General features: G+C 51.1%; 18 protein-coding genes. 16 read left to right on the top strand and 2 right to left on the bottom strand.

Annotation, left to right across the window (positions count from 1 at the left end; genetic code table 11):
* Positions 1-127: 127 nt before the first annotated feature.
* Both T320_RS11625 and T320_RS11620 read left to right on the top strand, forming a co-directional pair.
* On the top strand, positions 128-1,585 hold the full coding sequence (locus T320_RS11625) for a nicotinate phosphoribosyltransferase (RefSeq protein WP_037356018.1): 1,458 nt from the start codon (positions 128-130) through the stop codon (positions 1,583-1,585).
* Positions 1,585-2,439, top strand: coding sequence for a shikimate dehydrogenase (locus tag T320_RS11620; RefSeq protein WP_037356016.1), 855 nt, complete (start codon positions 1,585-1,587; stop codon positions 2,437-2,439). Before T320_RS11625 ends, T320_RS11620 begins: the two co-directional genes overlap by 1 nt.
* A gap of 66 nt (positions 2,440-2,505) precedes the next feature.
* On the opposite strand, the gene T320_RS11615 is transcribed toward T320_RS11620, so the two are convergent.
* On the bottom strand, positions 2,506-3,597 hold the full coding sequence (locus T320_RS11615; protein ID WP_037356014.1) for an HAD family hydrolase: 1,092 nt from the start codon (positions 3,595-3,597) through the stop codon (positions 2,506-2,508).
* A 170-nt stretch (positions 3,598-3,767) separates the two neighbouring features.
* Here T320_RS11615 and T320_RS11610 point away from each other — a divergent pair, with 170 nt between their 5' ends.
* The 12 genes from T320_RS11610 (at position 3,768) to T320_RS11555 (ending at position 13,523) form a co-directional block, all read left to right on the top strand.
* Complete coding sequence (locus T320_RS11610; RefSeq protein ID WP_037356001.1) at positions 3,768-4,772, top strand: extracellular solute-binding protein; 1,005 nt, start codon at positions 3,768-3,770, stop codon at positions 4,770-4,772.
* Between the two features lie 3 nt (positions 4,773-4,775).
* Positions 4,776-6,308: a sensor histidine kinase gene (locus T320_RS11605; protein WP_037355998.1), complete on the top strand. Its 1,533-nt coding sequence runs from the start codon at positions 4,776-4,778 to the stop codon at positions 6,306-6,308.
* 5 nt (positions 6,309-6,313) lie between these two features.
* Positions 6,314-7,069 (top strand): response regulator transcription factor, encoded by a 756-nt coding sequence (locus T320_RS11600; RefSeq protein ID WP_037355995.1) that lies wholly within the window; start codon positions 6,314-6,316, stop codon positions 7,067-7,069.
* Positions 7,070-7,243: 174 nt separating this feature from the next.
* Positions 7,244-7,795, top strand: a complete 552-nt coding sequence (infC, locus tag T320_RS11595; RefSeq protein ID WP_037355992.1) for a translation initiation factor IF-3 — start codon at positions 7,244-7,246, stop codon at positions 7,793-7,795.
* A 30-nt stretch (positions 7,796-7,825) separates the two neighbouring features.
* Complete coding sequence (gene rpmI / locus T320_RS11590) at positions 7,826-8,023, top strand: 50S ribosomal protein L35 (protein ID WP_026761150.1); 198 nt, start codon at positions 7,826-7,828, stop codon at positions 8,021-8,023.
* 50 nt (positions 8,024-8,073) lie between these two features.
* Positions 8,074-8,427 carry a 50S ribosomal protein L20 gene (rplT, locus tag T320_RS11585; protein ID WP_014424100.1) on the top strand — a complete coding sequence of 118 codons (354 nt, stop codon included), beginning with the start codon at positions 8,074-8,076 and terminating at the stop codon, positions 8,425-8,427.
* A 169-nt stretch (positions 8,428-8,596) separates the two neighbouring features.
* Positions 8,597-9,136, top strand: a complete 540-nt coding sequence (locus T320_RS11580; RefSeq protein ID WP_037355989.1) for a hypothetical protein — start codon at positions 8,597-8,599, stop codon at positions 9,134-9,136.
* The gene (locus T320_RS11575; RefSeq protein WP_037355985.1) at positions 9,126-9,539 is read left to right on the top strand and encodes a hypothetical protein; all 414 of its coding nucleotides are present in this window, start codon (positions 9,126-9,128) and stop codon (positions 9,537-9,539) included. The genes T320_RS11580 and T320_RS11575 overlap by 11 nt, the downstream gene beginning before the upstream one ends.
* A 54-nt stretch (positions 9,540-9,593) precedes the next feature.
* On the top strand, positions 9,594-10,070 hold the full coding sequence (locus tag T320_RS11570) for an ABC transporter transmembrane domain-containing protein (protein WP_197019429.1): 477 nt from the start codon (positions 9,594-9,596) through the stop codon (positions 10,068-10,070).
* A gap of 42 nt (positions 10,071-10,112) precedes the next feature.
* Complete coding sequence (galU, locus tag T320_RS11565; protein ID WP_037355974.1) at positions 10,113-10,991, top strand: UTP--glucose-1-phosphate uridylyltransferase GalU; 879 nt, start codon at positions 10,113-10,115, stop codon at positions 10,989-10,991.
* Between the two features lies 1 nt (position 10,992).
* A complete protein-coding gene (locus tag T320_RS11560) occupies positions 10,993-12,228 on the top strand; it encodes a DUF445 family protein (protein ID WP_037355970.1) in 1,236 nt (411 codons plus the stop codon).
* On the top strand, positions 12,225-13,523 hold the full coding sequence (locus T320_RS11555; protein WP_037355967.1) for a DUF445 domain-containing protein: 1,299 nt from the start codon (positions 12,225-12,227) through the stop codon (positions 13,521-13,523). The genes T320_RS11560 and T320_RS11555 overlap by 4 nt, the downstream gene beginning before the upstream one ends.
* Positions 13,524-13,571: 48 nt before the next feature.
* Here T320_RS11555 and T320_RS11550 read toward each other — a convergent pair whose 3' ends face one another.
* Positions 13,572-13,778, bottom strand: coding sequence for a hypothetical protein (locus tag T320_RS11550; protein ID WP_026761146.1), 207 nt, complete (start codon positions 13,776-13,778; stop codon positions 13,572-13,574).
* 234 nt (positions 13,779-14,012) lie between these two features.
* Here T320_RS11550 and T320_RS11545 point away from each other — a divergent pair, with 234 nt between their 5' ends.
* Positions 14,013-14,729 carry a hypothetical protein gene (locus T320_RS11545; protein WP_051608747.1) on the top strand — a complete coding sequence of 239 codons (717 nt, stop codon included), beginning with the start codon at positions 14,013-14,015 and terminating at the stop codon, positions 14,727-14,729.
* 95 nt (positions 14,730-14,824) lie between these two features.
* Positions 14,825-15,091: a hypothetical protein gene (locus T320_RS11540; RefSeq protein ID WP_051598614.1), complete on the top strand. Its 267-nt coding sequence runs from the start codon at positions 14,825-14,827 to the stop codon at positions 15,089-15,091.
* Positions 15,092-15,149 lie beyond the last annotated feature (58 nt).

The following is a 15,149-nucleotide window of genomic DNA, read 5'->3' as shown; positions in this document are numbered from 1 at the left end:
GAAAAGCACATGTTCCTTTGCGCGAGGAACATGTGCTTTTTGCTTTTGCTTACCTGGTCTTAAAATGGTATAATACAATGGTATGATTTAATAGATAACGGCTTTGCCGCATACTGGAGGTGTCCTTTTGACACAGTTTGATAAACGCAATATAACCATGATGATGGATTTTTATGAAATGACCATGGCCAATGGTTATTTTCAGGACCACGATAAAGATGTACAGGTGGCCTTTGATGTATTCTACCGGGCCAATCCGGACAAGGGGGGCTTTGCCATCTTTGCCGGGCTGGAGCAGGTCATTGAGTATGTGGAGAACATGGAGTTCTCCAAGGAAGATGTAGAGTATTTCCGTCAGCAGAAAATGTTTTCGGAAGAGTTCTTGAACTATCTGGAAAAATTCCACTTCAGCGGGGATATCTATGCCATGCCCGAAGGCACGATTATGTATCCCAATGAGCCCTGCATTACGGTCGTAGCGCCGCTGATTGATGCCCAGCTGGTGGAGACGGCCATTCTGGCACAGGTTAACCATCAGTCCTTGATTGCGACCAAGGCCCGCCGTATTGTCAAGGCAGCGCAGGGCCGGGCTGTGTCGGACTTCGGTGCCCGCCGTGCCCATAACATGGATGCGGCAACGTATGGTGCCCGTGCTGCCTATATCGGCGGCGTAGTGGGAACGGCTACGGTATCTGCCGGTCAGATGTTTAACATTCCCATCTCCGGCACAATGGCGCATAGCTGGGTGATGTTCTACGGGGATGAGTTCACGGCCTTCAAGACCTATGCAGAAACCTATCCGGATGCTACGGTGCTCTTGGTGGATACTTACGATGTCATTCACTCCGGCATTCCCAATGCCATCCGCGTGGCCCATGAGATTTTAGAGCCCATGGGCAAGCGTCTCAAGGGCATCCGTATTGACTCCGGTGACCTGGCGTATCTCTCCAAGAAAGTCCGCAAGATGCTCGATGCGGCAGGACTTGAGGACTGCATGATTGTCGTGTCCAACAGCCTCGATGAATTCACCGTGGCTTCCCTGCTGAATCAAGGTGCCTGCATTGACAGTTTCGGCATCGGCGAGCGCCTGATTACGGCCAAGTCCGAGCCAGTGTTTGGTGCAGTCTATAAGCTCGCGGCAGTCGGCGAAAACGGTGAGTTTGCGCCGCGCATCAAGGTTTCGGAAAACGTGGAGAAGATTACGAATCCGGGACTGAAGGATTTGTACCGTGTTTATGATGCTGACGGCAAGGCAGTGGCGGATATGATGGCCATCTGTGGTGAGCCGATTGACATGAGCGAGCCTTTCCGCTATGTGGACCCGCAGAAACCCTGGAAGAATCGCACCTTTGAAAACTGCACGCTCAAAAACCTGCGCAAGCTCTATGTGCGTCAGGGCAAGCGTGTAGAAGAACTGCCAAATCTCGATGAAATCCGCGACTATGTAAAGGCACAGCTTGACGGCGAGATTTGGGAAGAGGAGCAGCGCTTTGAAAATCCGCACCGTCATTATCTCGATATGACACCGGATTATTATGAGCTCAAGATGGAACTTCTGTCCAAAACCCGTGAGGAGCATGCCTGATGATTACCGGAACCACCCAGAACTTAGGCGTTATCGGCTGGCCTATCGCCCATTCCCTGTCGCCCGTACTGCAGAATGCAGCGATTGACAAGTCAAATATTGACTATAATTATACAGCCCTGCCGGTGCAGCCGGAGGATTTGCCTGCGGCGGTGGCCGGACTTAAAGCCCTGCATTATCGGGGCTGGAATGTGACCATTCCCCACAAGTCCGCCATTATGCCCTTGCTGGACGAGATTGACGAGGCGGCGAAGATTATCGGGGCTGTCAATACCGTGGTCAACGATAATGGCAAATTGACGGGGTATAATACGGACTGTCTGGGCTTTATGGGGGCACTCGTTTCCCGTAAAATTGACATGTCAAATAAGCTGGCCGTGCTCTTAGGGGCAGGCGGCGCGGCCCGTGCCGTTATCTGGGGGCTTATCAAGGCCGGTGCGGGCGAAGTGGTGCTCGGCGTGCGCAATCCTGCCAAGGCCCAGCCGTTGGCAGACGAGTTTTCCTCTTATGGTAAGGTGACGGTCTGCCATTGGGAAGAGGCTGCTTTTGCTGAGAAACTGCAAGCCGCAGACCTTCTGGTCAACACCACGCCATTGGGTATGACGCCCAAGGTAGAGGAATGTCCGCCGGTTGACTGGTCAAAAGTCAAAGACGATGCTTTTGTCTATGACATCATTTATACGCCGGCAGAGACCCGCTTCCTGCGGGAAGCCCGTGAGCATGGCCATAAGACGGTGAACGGCGAGGAAATGCTGGCCGGGCAGGGAGCTGCGGCGCTGAAAATGTGGACTGGCATTGAGCCGGACCTGAGCTGCATGCAGGAAGCCCTGCGTCAGGCGTTGACGGATAAATGATTTTATAATAAAAGAGGATGTGAACGAAGTGATTTCGCCACATCCTCTTTTCATTGGGGAAGTTTTTTATTTCGAACGTTTTACGTTGTCGCCATAGATGGTTTTGAAGTCGTCCTTCATGGAGATGGAAGTCCAGCCGTGCTTTTGCGCGGAGGCTTTCATCTTGTCTGCTTTGGCCTTGTTGCCCAGCTCGCGTTCCGTATCGTCGCAGAGCAGGGTGAAGGCAGCAGCCTTGTATTTGTTGTCCGTGATGGTGTAGTCGAACATGCTGGCATCACCGGAGCTGTTGCCGAAGGCCAGGACCGGTTTCTTGCCGATTTCGCGGTGAATGAGGACAACCTTGTTGCTCTTGACATTGATGCCGACGAGTTTGTCGCCTCGTACCAGTTTGTCGCCAGGCGTATACTGATAGAAGTCAGCCCGAACATTTTCCGGCTGCTTTTCCATGCGGTAGCTGTGGTCAGAGCCAATCACATGATTGGGCTGGATGGGCATGATGTCCTGGACCAAGGTGCGGACGGTATCACGTTCGCAGCCGGACACAACATAGACGGTGAAGTTATGCTTGTCCAGATAGGAAACCACTTCGGCCATGGGCAGATAGAAGGCTTCACCGGTCTTGAGGTTGGTGAGGCCCTGAACATTACTGCTCTTCATGTACTTATCCACGTAAGCCTGATAAGCTTCCGGCGTCATGCCGGCAAAGATTTTCGGGAAAATCTGGTTGTTCTTCAGCTCATCCATTTCGTCGGTGACTTTGTGATTGGCAATGGCGGTGGCAAACTCCTGCGCCAGTTTCTTTTCTTCGGCAGAGGGCGTATAAGTCGGGTCGTTCTGCATGCGGTGGAGGCAGAGCATCCAGTCGAAGTAGAAGGGCGCCGTTTCGCACATCAGAGTGCCGTCACAGTCAAAGACGGCAATGCGGTCTTCAACCGGAATGTAGTTGGGGCTCTTCTTGTTGGTGACATCCTGCACATATTCAATGAGCTGTTTCTTAGCCGGTGCGTTGTCACTCCAATATTTGAAGTCTTTGGCCTTTTCTACATGGATGGCGGCGATTTCGCTGCGGGTGGCAGCGTCTGCATGATAAGCAAATCCCCAGCTCATGGAAGCGGCCAGCGCGCAGGCCAGAATTTTTTTCTTGCTCAGTTTCATCATTTTTCATCAATCCCCTTTGGCTTTTTGCAATGATTACGTATTGATTATAACGGTTTACTCTTGCTTTTACAATCGTGAAAAACGGATAATTATCCTAGATTTTGAACAGTTGGGCTGGATTGGTATCATCCGGGAGGAGTTTATGGTACTATAGGGGAGGAGGCTGGGATATGCGAAAAATAATTTGTTATATAATGATATTATGCTGCGCTCTGTGGGCTGGCGGCTGCGGGCAAGCAGCGGATGAAGCAGGAGAGGAACTGGTGGTGTATTCACCGCATCCCCAAAGTTTTATCCAGCCATTGGTGGATGAATTCGAGGGGCAGACAGGGATTTCTGTGCGGATTGTGACCGGAGGAACCGGAGAACTGTTGGAGCGGATTGCGCAGGAACAGCCCGGTCAGGCCGATGTCCTCTGGGGCGGTTCCATTTCCAAAGTGTCAGAGAAGCGGGCTTTATTTGCGGTCTATCATTCTCCCGAGGAGGAGATGCTTTTGCCGCAGTTCCGCAACGAAGATGGCCGGATGACTCCTTTTACGAATGTGCCCAGCGTACTGCTGGTGAATACCAATCTGCTGGGGAATATGGAAATCCGCGGCTATAAGGATTTGCTCAACAAGTCCTTGTCCGGGCGCATTGCCTTTGCAGATCCCGCGGCGTCATCTTCTTCCTATGCCCATTTGCTGAATATGCTGGCGGTCATGGGGAAGGAGGAGCCGGAAGATGGCTGGAAGTACATCCGCAAGTTCTGCCGGAATCTGAACGGCCGCCTGCTGGCGGACAGTCAGGAGGTCAGCGAAGCGGTGGCCAAAGGAAAATGTGTGGCGGGCTGCACCTTTGAGGAAGCGGCGCTTTATGAAACTGCCCAGGGACGGCCGGTGAAGATTGTCTACATGCAGGAAGGTGTGGTCAGTGAGCCGGACGGTATCTACATCTTAAAGAATGCCCGCCATGAGCAGGCGGCGCGGGCTTTTGTGGATTTTATGCTGAGCCGCAGGACCCAGCAGTATATTGTAAACCATCTCCGCCGCCGCAGTGTGCGGCAGGATGTGGCGGTACCTGCGGGCGGCCCGGAGCTGTTATCCATTGGTGAGCAGGCGGGCTGGGAAGTGCAGGGAGAACTGCTGGCCAGATTCCGGCAGTATTACGAAGCGGTGTCAGAAGGACGGGAATAATAGATGTATAACTTTCAGGATGAACTGCGGCGGGCGCTGCTGAAATATGCGCTGCTGCCGGCAATTTTGCTGGCCTTTATCAGTCTGCTCTTAATCGTCTACAGCTGGCATCATTACGTGCTGACGGGAAATTATACGGCCCGTCAGGGGGCTGCCGAGCGCATTGAGCGCATGCTGGTGGACAGTGATGAAATCATGAAGCAGCTGGAAAACCGCATCAATGCCAGTACGCTACCTTTAACGGGACAGGTGCAGGACGTCGAAGCCCGGGCAGCACTCTATGGTGTGGTTTATGAAACGGTCAATCAGAGCAGCCTGCCGCTGGAATTTTATCTGACGGATGCGGATGGCAATTTGCTCTTGGGCAGCCGCAGGCTATTGCCCCTGCCATTGCAGGATAGGAACTGGGGCTTTATGGAGCGCTTGCGGCAAAGGCAGGAGCCGGTGGCAGAATTTGTGCGCATGGGGGAGCGCCAGCAGGATTTTGTCCGGGGCAAGGCCCTCTATAAGAACAATGAATTGCAAGGCTATCTCCTGCTGGCTATTGCCGGAGAAAATATGCTGGCGCAGGGGCAAAAGCCGGGCATCAAGCTGGCGGTGACGGATGCATATTACAATCAGGCAGCTGCCCAGGGAAGTGTGCCGGTGGACGGTCAGGGAAAACTGCTGCCACTGGTCTGTGGACTAAATGGTGGTCTGGCGGAAGTGGAGCAGGAGGTCTACTATGTGACGCAGAGCCATCTGCCCTATGGCGTGCGGGTGCTCGCCATCACGCCGGTGCGCAGCCTGCTCGTGCGCTACTTTATGGGCGGTATGCTGCTGCTCATCCTGCTGGCGGTGCTACTGCCGGTCATCTTTTGGAGTGTGCAGCGGGAGAGCCGCCTGCGGGCCCAGACGGTGGAAAAACTAACCTCGAAAGCAGAGATGCGGGAGCTTGTGTCCCAGTTCAATCCGCATTTTCTGTTTAATACGCTGGAAAACATCAAGTATATGGTTAAGCTGAACCCGGCAGCGGCGGTGAAGATGGTGATGGCTTTGTCGGCTTTGCTGCGCTACAGCATCAATAATTCCGTCCAGCAGGTGCGCCTGGCTGATGACTTGGATTACGTTCACCGCTATTTGGAAATTCAGCAGTACCGTTTTGGCAAGCGGCTGGATTTTACCGAGGAGATTGACTCGGAGGTCTGGGAGGCAGAGATACCCAAACTGCTATTCCAGCCGATATTGGAAAATGCCATAAAGTATGGCGCCGATAAAAGTGGGATAAAGCATGTCCACCTGTCTATTTCCCGGCAGGGTGAAAATCTGCAGGTTGCTGTCTGTGATAAGGGGCCGGGCTTTTCGCCAGAGGCCTTGGCCGATTGGCAGCGGATGCTGCAGATGGAGGAAAACATTACGGAGCATACAGGGCTCTTTAACATTCACCGCCGGATACAGCTGCTCTATGGCCGGGATTATGGGGTAAGCATCCGAGAGGAGGCAGGGCAGAACTGCGTGACCATCTGCCTGCCATACCAACGGGCAAAAGGAGAGTAGGATTCATGTTGCGCATTGTGATTGTAGAAGACGAGGACATCATCCGGCAGGGAATTATCGCCACCTTTGACTGGGAAGCGGTAGGCGCCGAAGTCGTGGGGGAGGCTGCTGACGGCGCCGAGGCTCTGCCGCTCATTCGCAGCCTGCACCCCGATGTACTGCTCACGGATATCCGCATGCCCAATATGGATGGGCTGGAACTGGCCAGAACACTTCAGGAGGAAAATATCCTGCCCAAGCTGGTGTACCTTACGAGTTTTGCTGATTTTGATTATGTGCGGGAGGCCCTGCGCCTGCAGGCTGCGGATTATCTTTTGAAGCCTGTGGATGACGAGGAACTGGCAAGATTGCTGCAAAAACTTGGCGGCAGCGAGGCGGCGGAAGATAATCTGCCCTTTGCCGAGGAACTGTCCGCGGCAAAGGAGAGCCGGAATCCCTATGTGCAGGCGGTTTTGCAGGCTGTGGTGGAAAACTACCAGCAGCATATCAGTTTGGAGCAGATAGCCACAGACCAGCTGGTTTCACTAAGCTATATTTCCCGCAAGTTGAAGGAAGAAACCGGCCAGACTTTTGGCACACTTCTGGCCAAGTACCGTTTGCAGCAGGCCGTGAAGCTCCTGCGGGCGGGCACCTGGCGGGTATATGAGGTGGCGGAGCAGACGGGCTTTGGCGATTACAAGAATTTCTGTCAGGTATTCCGCCGTTATCTGGATACCACACCTTCGGCCGTTATTCAGGAAAGTATTGGAAAAAATATTTGACAGCCGGGAAATTCTATGCTAAACTATCAAAGTCGTGAACAAGAAGAAGCCACCGCTTCTCACCTGCTGATTCGGTCAGTCGGGTTTATAGCATTGAGTTTTTAGAGGTGGCTTTGTGCCGCCTCTTTCTTGTTTAGATAAGAGATGTAGACTTTAAGCAGGAGGTGTTTTACTATTAGCAGAGAATCCTTACGCATCAATGAGGAAATTCGCATCCGTGAAGTGCGCGTGACCAGCGCCGAAGGCGAACAGCTGGGCATCATGGCTACCCGGGACGCACTGCGCATGGCTGAGGAACAGCATCTTGACCTCGTCGAGATTGCCCCGAAGGCTAAGCCGCCGGTCTGCCGCATCATGGACTTCGGTAAGTACCGTTATGAGCAGCAGAAGCGCGAAAAGGAAGCGAAGAAGAAGCAGAAGGTCATTAACATCAAAGAAGTGAAGCTTCGCCCCAATATTGAACAACACGATTTTGACGTCAAGTTGAAGAATGCACTTCGTTTCGTAGAGGAAGGGAACAAAGTCAAAGTGACGATTATGTTCCGTGGCCGTGAGCTCTCCCATCCGGAACTGGGCAAAACTGTCCTGGGCCGTGTGGCAGAAGCACTGGGCGACCGTGTTTCCATTGAACGCAATGCCAAACTTGAAGGAAAAAATATGACGATGATTGTTGCACCGAAAGTGCAGAAAGCATCGAAGCCCAAACAGCCTGCACAGGAATCCTGATGCAATGGCTAATTTAAGGAGGAAAATGTAATGCCAAAGATTAAGACTCGCAGAGCAGCAGCTAAACGCTTTACCGCAACTGGTAGTGGTGAATTCAAACGTAACAAGGCTTTCAAGAGCCACATTCTGGAGAAGAAGTCTCCGAAGCGCAAGCGCAACCTGCGCAAGGCAGCTCTCGTTACCGCTGCTGATTTCGGCCGCGTAAAGAACATGCTTCCCTACGCATAAGCTAAACCGTAATTTTATCGTTTAATTTGATTTTTTAGGAGGATGAAACCATGCCAAGAGTAAAAGTAGGCGTGACTGCACATAGACGTCATAAGAAAATCCTGAAACTCGCTAAGGGTTACAAAGGTTCCAAGAGCAAACAGTTTAAGAAAGCTAACGAGACCGTAATGAAGGCTCTCTACTACGCTCGTCGTGACCGTCGTGCGAAGAAGGGCAACTTCCGTCGTCTCTGGATTGCTCGTATCAACGCTGCTGCACGTGTAAACGGCATTTCCTACAGCCGTCTCGTTTGCGGCCTGACCAAGGCTGGCGTTGAAGTTAACCGCAAGATGCTGGCAGACCTCGCCATCTCCGATGAGAAGGCTTTCGCTCAGCTCGTTGCTGTTGCTAAAGAAAACCTCTAATTTAAGAGTTTTATAAGCAGTATAAAGGTCGGCAGATTCGTCTGCCGGCCTTTTTCTGCTATCTTTAGACTTGTATATATTTCAATGGAAGTTAAAAGTATTTAATCAAATTTTAATAAGACCCTTAATTTCTTCTAAAAAAACTGCGCTATGATATGAATAGAAGATATTGGTAGAACTTTCTGCTTACGTAGATGATGATTACTCCCACGAGCAGGAAGAGAATTATGCTAACTACGAAGTGGGACGGAAAAATGCCGAGGAAAGATTTCAAAATTTACGTGACATTTCTAATGCCTGGGAAAAGAATACTTTTACCAATGTAGCAGATATTGCAATATCCAGTCAACATATATTTACATCGGAGACGGTTACGCCTTTTGCAAAAGCAAACATAAATACAGTAGCGGAAGGTGTAGCTTATGGCTTAAAGAGTTCAAAAACGGTAGCGAAAACAAGTGTCGTGGGGCTGACATTTGCTGCAGCAGATACTTATGATGATGTAACAAATGAGAATTTTACAGCTGTACAAAAGGCAGAAGCTGTAGGTATAGACTTGGCGGGCGCGGCTGCTGGTATAGTCGTTGGTGCTATACTGGCACCCGCATCGTTGCCTGTTGGAATAGTGGGAGGTATTGTTGCAGGTTTTATAATTGACCAAAAGACAAATCAATTCAAGGAAAAGGCGGGGTTAAAAAATGAAAATTAATTATAAATCATTTATTATTTGTATGATTGGTCTATCGCTGGGAAAATTATTGAATCGCTCCATGGGAGATAGCGATATGTTATTAGTGGTTATGGGAACAGTTTGTATCCTTTTAGCGGTCTATTATTATTGGAAAAAGCAACATCAGGAATGTATTGTACTGATGCTGACCTTTGCAATTGCATGTTTTATTCCGGTGACCGTAGGACAGTATTCCGATGATGTATATTATTTATCTAGTATAGGCAGTATTTTTGTTATGATGATGGGGCTTAATGCTTTTGTTGTGATGCAAAGCAGGCGGGAACAGAATGTGGGGAAAAAGAAATTTATGAGAATCGTAGTCGGTGTAAATACATTAGTTATGTTGTGTTTTTGTGCGATAGGTTTATACGTTTTTTGAGGAGTGATGAAAGGTAATATGCAATTTCTTCATAATCAAAACTTACGCTGGGTTATGAGTACGATTTTCTACTATAAACGGTATTTTCTGGAAGTGGTGGTGGCGGCAGGGATATTTCAGCTATTGGCGATTGTCATGCCCGTGGTGACACAGGTTATCTTTGATAAGGTACTGGTCAATAAGGGAGTGGTGACTTTGGATGTACTGGCTCTGGGGCTTCTGGTGGTCATCCTGTTTCAGTTCTTTATGGATAGCAGTAAGCGTATTTTGTTTGCACATATGGTGAGCAAGATTGAGTTGTTATTGGGGACACGCCTAATGCGACAGATTTTGCAGTTGCCATTGGATTTTTTTCAGCGGCGGCGGATAGGCAATATCATGATGAAGTTCTATGCATTGGATAATATCCGGCAGTTTCTGACAAAGACGATAATCGGTGCGGGATTAGATTTGCTTTTTACTGTTGCGTTCTTTGCTGTTATGCTCCCTTTCTCATGGAGATGTAGCAGGAATTCGCAAATTTGTGTATAATATTTATAATTAAGGAAATTTATGTAGTAAGGGGATTTAGCAATGCAGAAGATCAAAAAGGCCGTAATTCCGGCAGCAGGTTACGGGACGAGATTTTTGCCCGCTACCAAGGCAACGCCTAAGGAGATGCTGCCGATTGTAGATAAGCCGACCATCCAATACATCGTGGAGGAGGCCAAGGCCAGCGGCATTGAAGATATTCTGATTATCAGCGGTCATGGTAAGCGCGCCATCGAGGACCATTTCGACAGTGCTCCGGCATTGGAGATGGCTTTGCAGGAAAAGGGCAAGGAGGATTTGCTGGCAATCGTGAGAGAAACGGCGGACATCAATATCCATTACATCCGTCAGCGCTATATGCGGGGGCTGGGGGATGCCATTCTCTGTGCCCGCTCCTTTATGGGAAATGAGCCCTTTGCGGTGCTGCTGGGTGATGATGTGGTTTACAATCCTGCTAAGCCGGCGCTGGCACAGCTCATTGATATTTACGAAGCTACCGGCGGTTCGGTGTTGGGCTGCCAGAATGTGCCCCAGGAAAAGGTTTCGGCTTATGGTATCGTAGCGGGCACGCAGACGGATAACAGCCGTCTGATGCGCGTAGCGGACATGGTGGAAAAGCCGGCCTTGGAAGAAGCGCCCAGCCGGATGGCCGTATTGGGCCGCTATATCATCAAGCCCCAGATTTTTGATATTCTGGAGAAGACCCAGCCGGGCAAGGGCGGCGAGATTCAGCTTACGGATGCCTTGAAGGTGTTGGCTCGTCAGGATGCGGTCTACGCCTATGATTTTGAAGGTCAGCGCTATGATGTGGGGGATAAGCTGGGCTTTTTGAAAGCCACGGTGGAATTTGCCTTGCGCCGGGAGGACTTGGGGGCAAGCTTCCAGTCCTATCTGAAGGAACTTATAGGGAAAATGAATTGACATGCAGAAAAAAAATAAAGCCAATCTGGCCTTAGGGCTCAGTGCGGCAGGTTTTCTGGGCACCTTTGCCCTGCCGGAGAGTTTTGTGGCCGGCATGGTGCATCATGGCTTTTTGGCGGCAACGATTGGCGGTCTGGCAGATTGGTTTGCCGTGACCGCCATTTTTCGTAAGCCCTTGGGCATTGCCTATCGTACGGACATCCTGCGGCGCAACCGCAGCCGTATCATGGAAGCCCTTGTGGTCTATGCCAGTGAAGACCTGCTGAGCACGGAAAATATTATGAGTGTGCTGGAAAAACAGAATACTGCCCAGTTGCTGGCAGAATACTTTATCCATCGTGGGGGCCGGGAGCGGGTTCATCAGGTGGTAAGAGGTGTGCTGTTGAAGGCCGTTAACGATTTGGACTCCTGCCGCATAGCTGAGGAATTGGCGCCTGCGATTCATCAGGGGCTGAGTTCCTTTGCCTTTGAGGATATTTTGCCGGAAATCCTGCACCTCCTGACGAAAAAGGAGCATACGGAGCAGTTGGTGAACAGCCTGGCCGCCATCAGTGGTCAGGTCATTGACTCGCCTGCCCTGCGGCAGGCCTTGCTGGCTCATATCCGCGTGCTGCGGGAAAGCTATGAGAAGGATTCGGCAGGCCGGGCCTTTGTATTGGCTTCCATGGGGTTGACGGATGAAAAGATTCTCACCATGCTCGTGACGCGGGTCAAGGCAAGACTCGCCCAGCTTCAGCAGCATGGCGTGACGGCAGGCAGTGATTTGCATACCGGGCTTGTGACCATGCTCTACAGCCTCAGTCAGGATGAACGGCTGCGGGATTTGCTGCGGGACAAGAAGGAAAAGCTCTTGGAGCAGGTGGATTTGACCAGCATGATAGCCCGTTGGCTCGAAGAGAATATCAAGGGGGAAAATCCCTTTTGGCTGCCACATGTGCAGGCTTATGTGGACGGCCTCATCGATAAGTTTATCGGCTCGGCGCAGTGGCAGGCAAAATTTGACCGCTCCGTCAAGGACTTCCTGCGGGATGAATTGACCAAGCATCATGGGCTGATTCCGGGCATTATCCGCGAGCGGCTGGACGAATTCTCGGATGATGAACTGGTGACTTTTGTGGAGGACAAGGTACAGGATGATCTGCAGATGATTCGTATCAATGGCTCGGTAGTGGGGGCACTGGTGGGCATGGGCCTCTATGTGCTCATTACCCTGACAGAAAGGATGTGGGGCCTGTGAAGCGTGGCTTAAACAAGGCGGATAAAACCCTGCTGATTGTCTTTGGACTGTTCCTGCTGGCGTTGTATCTCCATCTGCGTTATCCTTACAGTCTGGTTAGTGACGCGCTGCTCTTTGCCAGCGAGGCGGCTTTGGTCGGGGGCATTGCTGACTGGTTCGCCGTGACGGCTTTATTCCGCAAGCCGTTGGGCTTTCCCTATCACACGGCGATTCTGCCCCGGCGGCGGGATGCCTTTATCAAAGCATCTGTTACGCTGGTGCAGAAGGAGTTTTTCTCCAAGCGCAAGATTTTCCGCCATTTGGAGCGGCTGCATATTATGCCCATGCTGTTGGGTTGGCTAAGGGAACCGGCTAACGAAGCCCGGCTGATTGGCCAGCTCGTGGATTATGTACGGGATTTTCTGATGCAGCAGTCCAAAGCGCAGGCTGGCGTTATCGCTTCGAAGATGCGGGAAGCTCTGGCGAAAGTCGAGCCGGAGGATTTCTTTGCTCTCTGGGGAAAATGGCTGCAGAAGACTGGCAAGGATAAGGAGTTTGTCCAGCGGATAGCTGCTTATTGGCGCGCACAGGCCTCTACGGCTGCCGCCCGCCAGCAAATCAAGGCCCTGCTTGAAGCCTATGAGGAGGAAAAGACCGGCGAGAATGTCTTTGCGCAGCTGCTGGCTGGCTTTGCTCAGGCTGTGGATTTGATTAACTACGAGGAGGCTGCCGAACTGATTCAACGGCAGCTGCTGGCCATGCTGGACGAGCTGGGCACACAGGATTCTCCCTTGCAGCAGGAGATGCTGGCCCTCTTCTACGAAAAGGCGGCAGAGCTCAATCGGGAGCCGCAGTTCCATCAGCTGACACATGAATTAAAGGACAGCCTGCTCAAGGATTTGCCTTTGGAAACGGCAGTGGTGGAGATGTTTGACCATCTGCGCCTGCACTTTCTGGAGGATAAGGCGCGGGATGTGGACCCGCTGGCAGAGCACCTGCCGGCCCTGCGTTCCCGGCTGGAGGAACTTATTCGTGAAGAATACAGGCGTATGCTGTATCTGGTGGAAAATGATGAGCTGCTCCACGAGACTGTGGATAGCTTCCTCTTCGACCTGCTGGGGCGTTCCGCTCTGCATGCCCAGACCCTGGTGGGGGTTATCGTCACCGATGTACTCTCACGGCTCACCGATGAGCAGCTCAATCATCTGGTCTATGACAAGGTCGAACCGGATTTGCTCTGGATACGCATGAACGGTTCTATTGTGGGGGCGGGCATTGGTCTGCTGCTCTTTGCCTGTCTGCAGATAACGATGTGAAGAAAAAGAAAAATTCCCGGCAACCATCTGTTGCCGGGAATTTTTTGCTTATTTCTTCAGTGCTTCCTTGAGAATTTCCGTCAGAGCTTTCTGGGAAATGCGCATCATGTCGCCGAGGAGAGCGTTGTAAAGGTCGCCGCCATCGCAAACACCGCGTCCGTTTTCCGTGACGAAGAACTTCTTGGGATGTTCCTCTGCCTGATAAGCCTCGTTGAGTTTATCCTGAACGAGTTTCTCGATTTCCTGATCTGTCATCGAATACACCTCTTTCCATAATTATCACATAACATATAATACTACATGTGCGGCGATTTTTCCTCTTTTTTTCGCAAAGAAAATAAAATATATTTATCATCAGCATTATTTCAGCTTAATTTCAGCGATTTTTTACGAAAAATTAATGGTAATCTAAAGCAACTATAAGAATCATGCGATATAGTATAAGCAGGATAACGAAATAGGTTCTAATGTTGAATGGAGGTATATATTATGCGTAAGAAAATGTTAGCTGGTATTGTGGCTGGCGCTCTGATGGTTGGTACGGGCTTTGGTCTGCTGAGCGGTCAGGCTCAGGCAGCGGAGACGGTGGCCAAGGGTGGCGAACGCCAAAATCCTCCGCATATGATGCAGGGGCATAAGGGCGGCCAGCATCCCATGATGAACATGAATGCTGACGATGTGGCCAAAAGATTGCATGAGGCTTTTGGTGTCAGCGAAGCAGAGGTGAAAGAGGCCGTCAATAACAAGCGGGATTTCCAGGACATCGGCCAGGCGGCGATGCTGTCCAAGATTTCCGGCAAATCCTTTAAGGATGTGCTGGCCATGAAGACGGCAGACAAGCGCTGGCCGGATGTGGGCAAAGCTCTGGGGGTTACGCCGGAGCAGTTCCGCAAGCAGATGAACGAGATGACGGCTGACCGTATGGCTAAGTGGGGCGATATTGACAAGGCTAAGGCTTTGGCGCTTCTTAACAACGGCTATCGGGCTCAGGATATCAGCATGGCTGCCAAGATTGCCAAACTCAGCGGCAAGGATTTGCAGGCGGTTCTGGATATGAAGAAAATTAACAACCGCTGGAGCGATATCGCCAAGAAATTGGGCGTAGACGCGAGCAAACTGCGTCCGGATTTCAAAAAGGGCGGCCAGCATGGTGGCCCGCAGGGAGGACCGCCTCCTGTTGAAGCAGCTTTCGGTGCCGAGGGCTAAAGGTTTTTGACGGCGGTTCATGGTCAATAGAGGATTTTCCCGATAAAGGGCGAATATGCTTCTTTAAGAAGATATTTGCAGAAAGGAAGACCGCTATGATTATCACGGACAACGAAACGGTAAATGCTGCTGAAGATTTGATCCGCCGCCACAAGGAACAGCGTCCGGAAAAGCCCAGAACGGTGCAGGCCATACTGGCCCGCTACAATCAGGCCATCAGCCAGTACCAGGATTTGATGCAGGCGCAGGTGGACAACCGGGAACAGCGCGTGATGCTGTATTCGGAAATCAAGACCTTGGGTTGGTGTCTGGGCCGCGAAGAGGCAAAAATCGTCAAAGAAATCAATACACCAGTTAAATAGTGCTGTATAGTAAACCGCCCGCCCCGCGGGGGATATCTTTCTTGCGCGCAAGCTTGTC

This window comes from Selenomonas sp. FC4001, assembly GCF_000701565.1.
GTDB classification, from domain to species: Bacteria; Bacillota; Negativicutes; order Selenomonadales; family Selenomonadaceae; genus Selenomonas_A; species Selenomonas_A ruminantium_B.
Note: the sequence above shows the minus strand (reverse complement) of the source record. Positions and strands in the feature narration are given on the sequence as shown.

Coding starts and splice junctions, on each gene's coding strand:
- T320_RS11620 (WP_037356016.1), top strand. CDS start 1,585: ATGATTACCGGAACCACCCAGAACTTAGGCGTTATCGGCTGGCCTATC.
- T320_RS11615 (WP_037356014.1), bottom strand. CDS start 3,597: ATGATGAAACTGAGCAAGAAAAAAATTCTGGCCTGCGCGCTGGCCGCT.
- T320_RS11610 (WP_037356001.1), top strand. CDS start 3,768: ATGCGAAAAATAATTTGTTATATAATGATATTATGCTGCGCTCTGTGG.
- T320_RS11605 (WP_037355998.1), top strand. CDS start 4,776: ATGTATAACTTTCAGGATGAACTGCGGCGGGCGCTGCTGAAATATGCG.
- T320_RS11600 (WP_037355995.1), top strand. CDS start 6,314: ATGTTGCGCATTGTGATTGTAGAAGACGAGGACATCATCCGGCAGGGA.
- rpmI (WP_026761150.1), top strand. CDS start 7,826: ATGCCAAAGATTAAGACTCGCAGAGCAGCAGCTAAACGCTTTACCGCA.
- rplT (WP_014424100.1), top strand. CDS start 8,074: ATGCCAAGAGTAAAAGTAGGCGTGACTGCACATAGACGTCATAAGAAA.
- T320_RS11575 (WP_037355985.1), top strand. CDS start 9,126: ATGAAAATTAATTATAAATCATTTATTATTTGTATGATTGGTCTATCG.
- T320_RS11570 (WP_197019429.1), top strand. CDS start 9,594: ATGAGTACGATTTTCTACTATAAACGGTATTTTCTGGAAGTGGTGGTG.
- galU (WP_037355974.1), top strand. CDS start 10,113: ATGCAGAAGATCAAAAAGGCCGTAATTCCGGCAGCAGGTTACGGGACG.
- T320_RS11560 (WP_037355970.1), top strand. CDS start 10,993: ATGCAGAAAAAAAATAAAGCCAATCTGGCCTTAGGGCTCAGTGCGGCA.
- T320_RS11550 (WP_026761146.1), bottom strand. CDS start 13,778: ATGACAGATCAGGAAATCGAGAAACTCGTTCAGGATAAACTCAACGAG.
- T320_RS11545 (WP_051608747.1), top strand. CDS start 14,013: ATGCGTAAGAAAATGTTAGCTGGTATTGTGGCTGGCGCTCTGATGGTT.
- T320_RS11540 (WP_051598614.1), top strand. CDS start 14,825: ATGATTATCACGGACAACGAAACGGTAAATGCTGCTGAAGATTTGATC.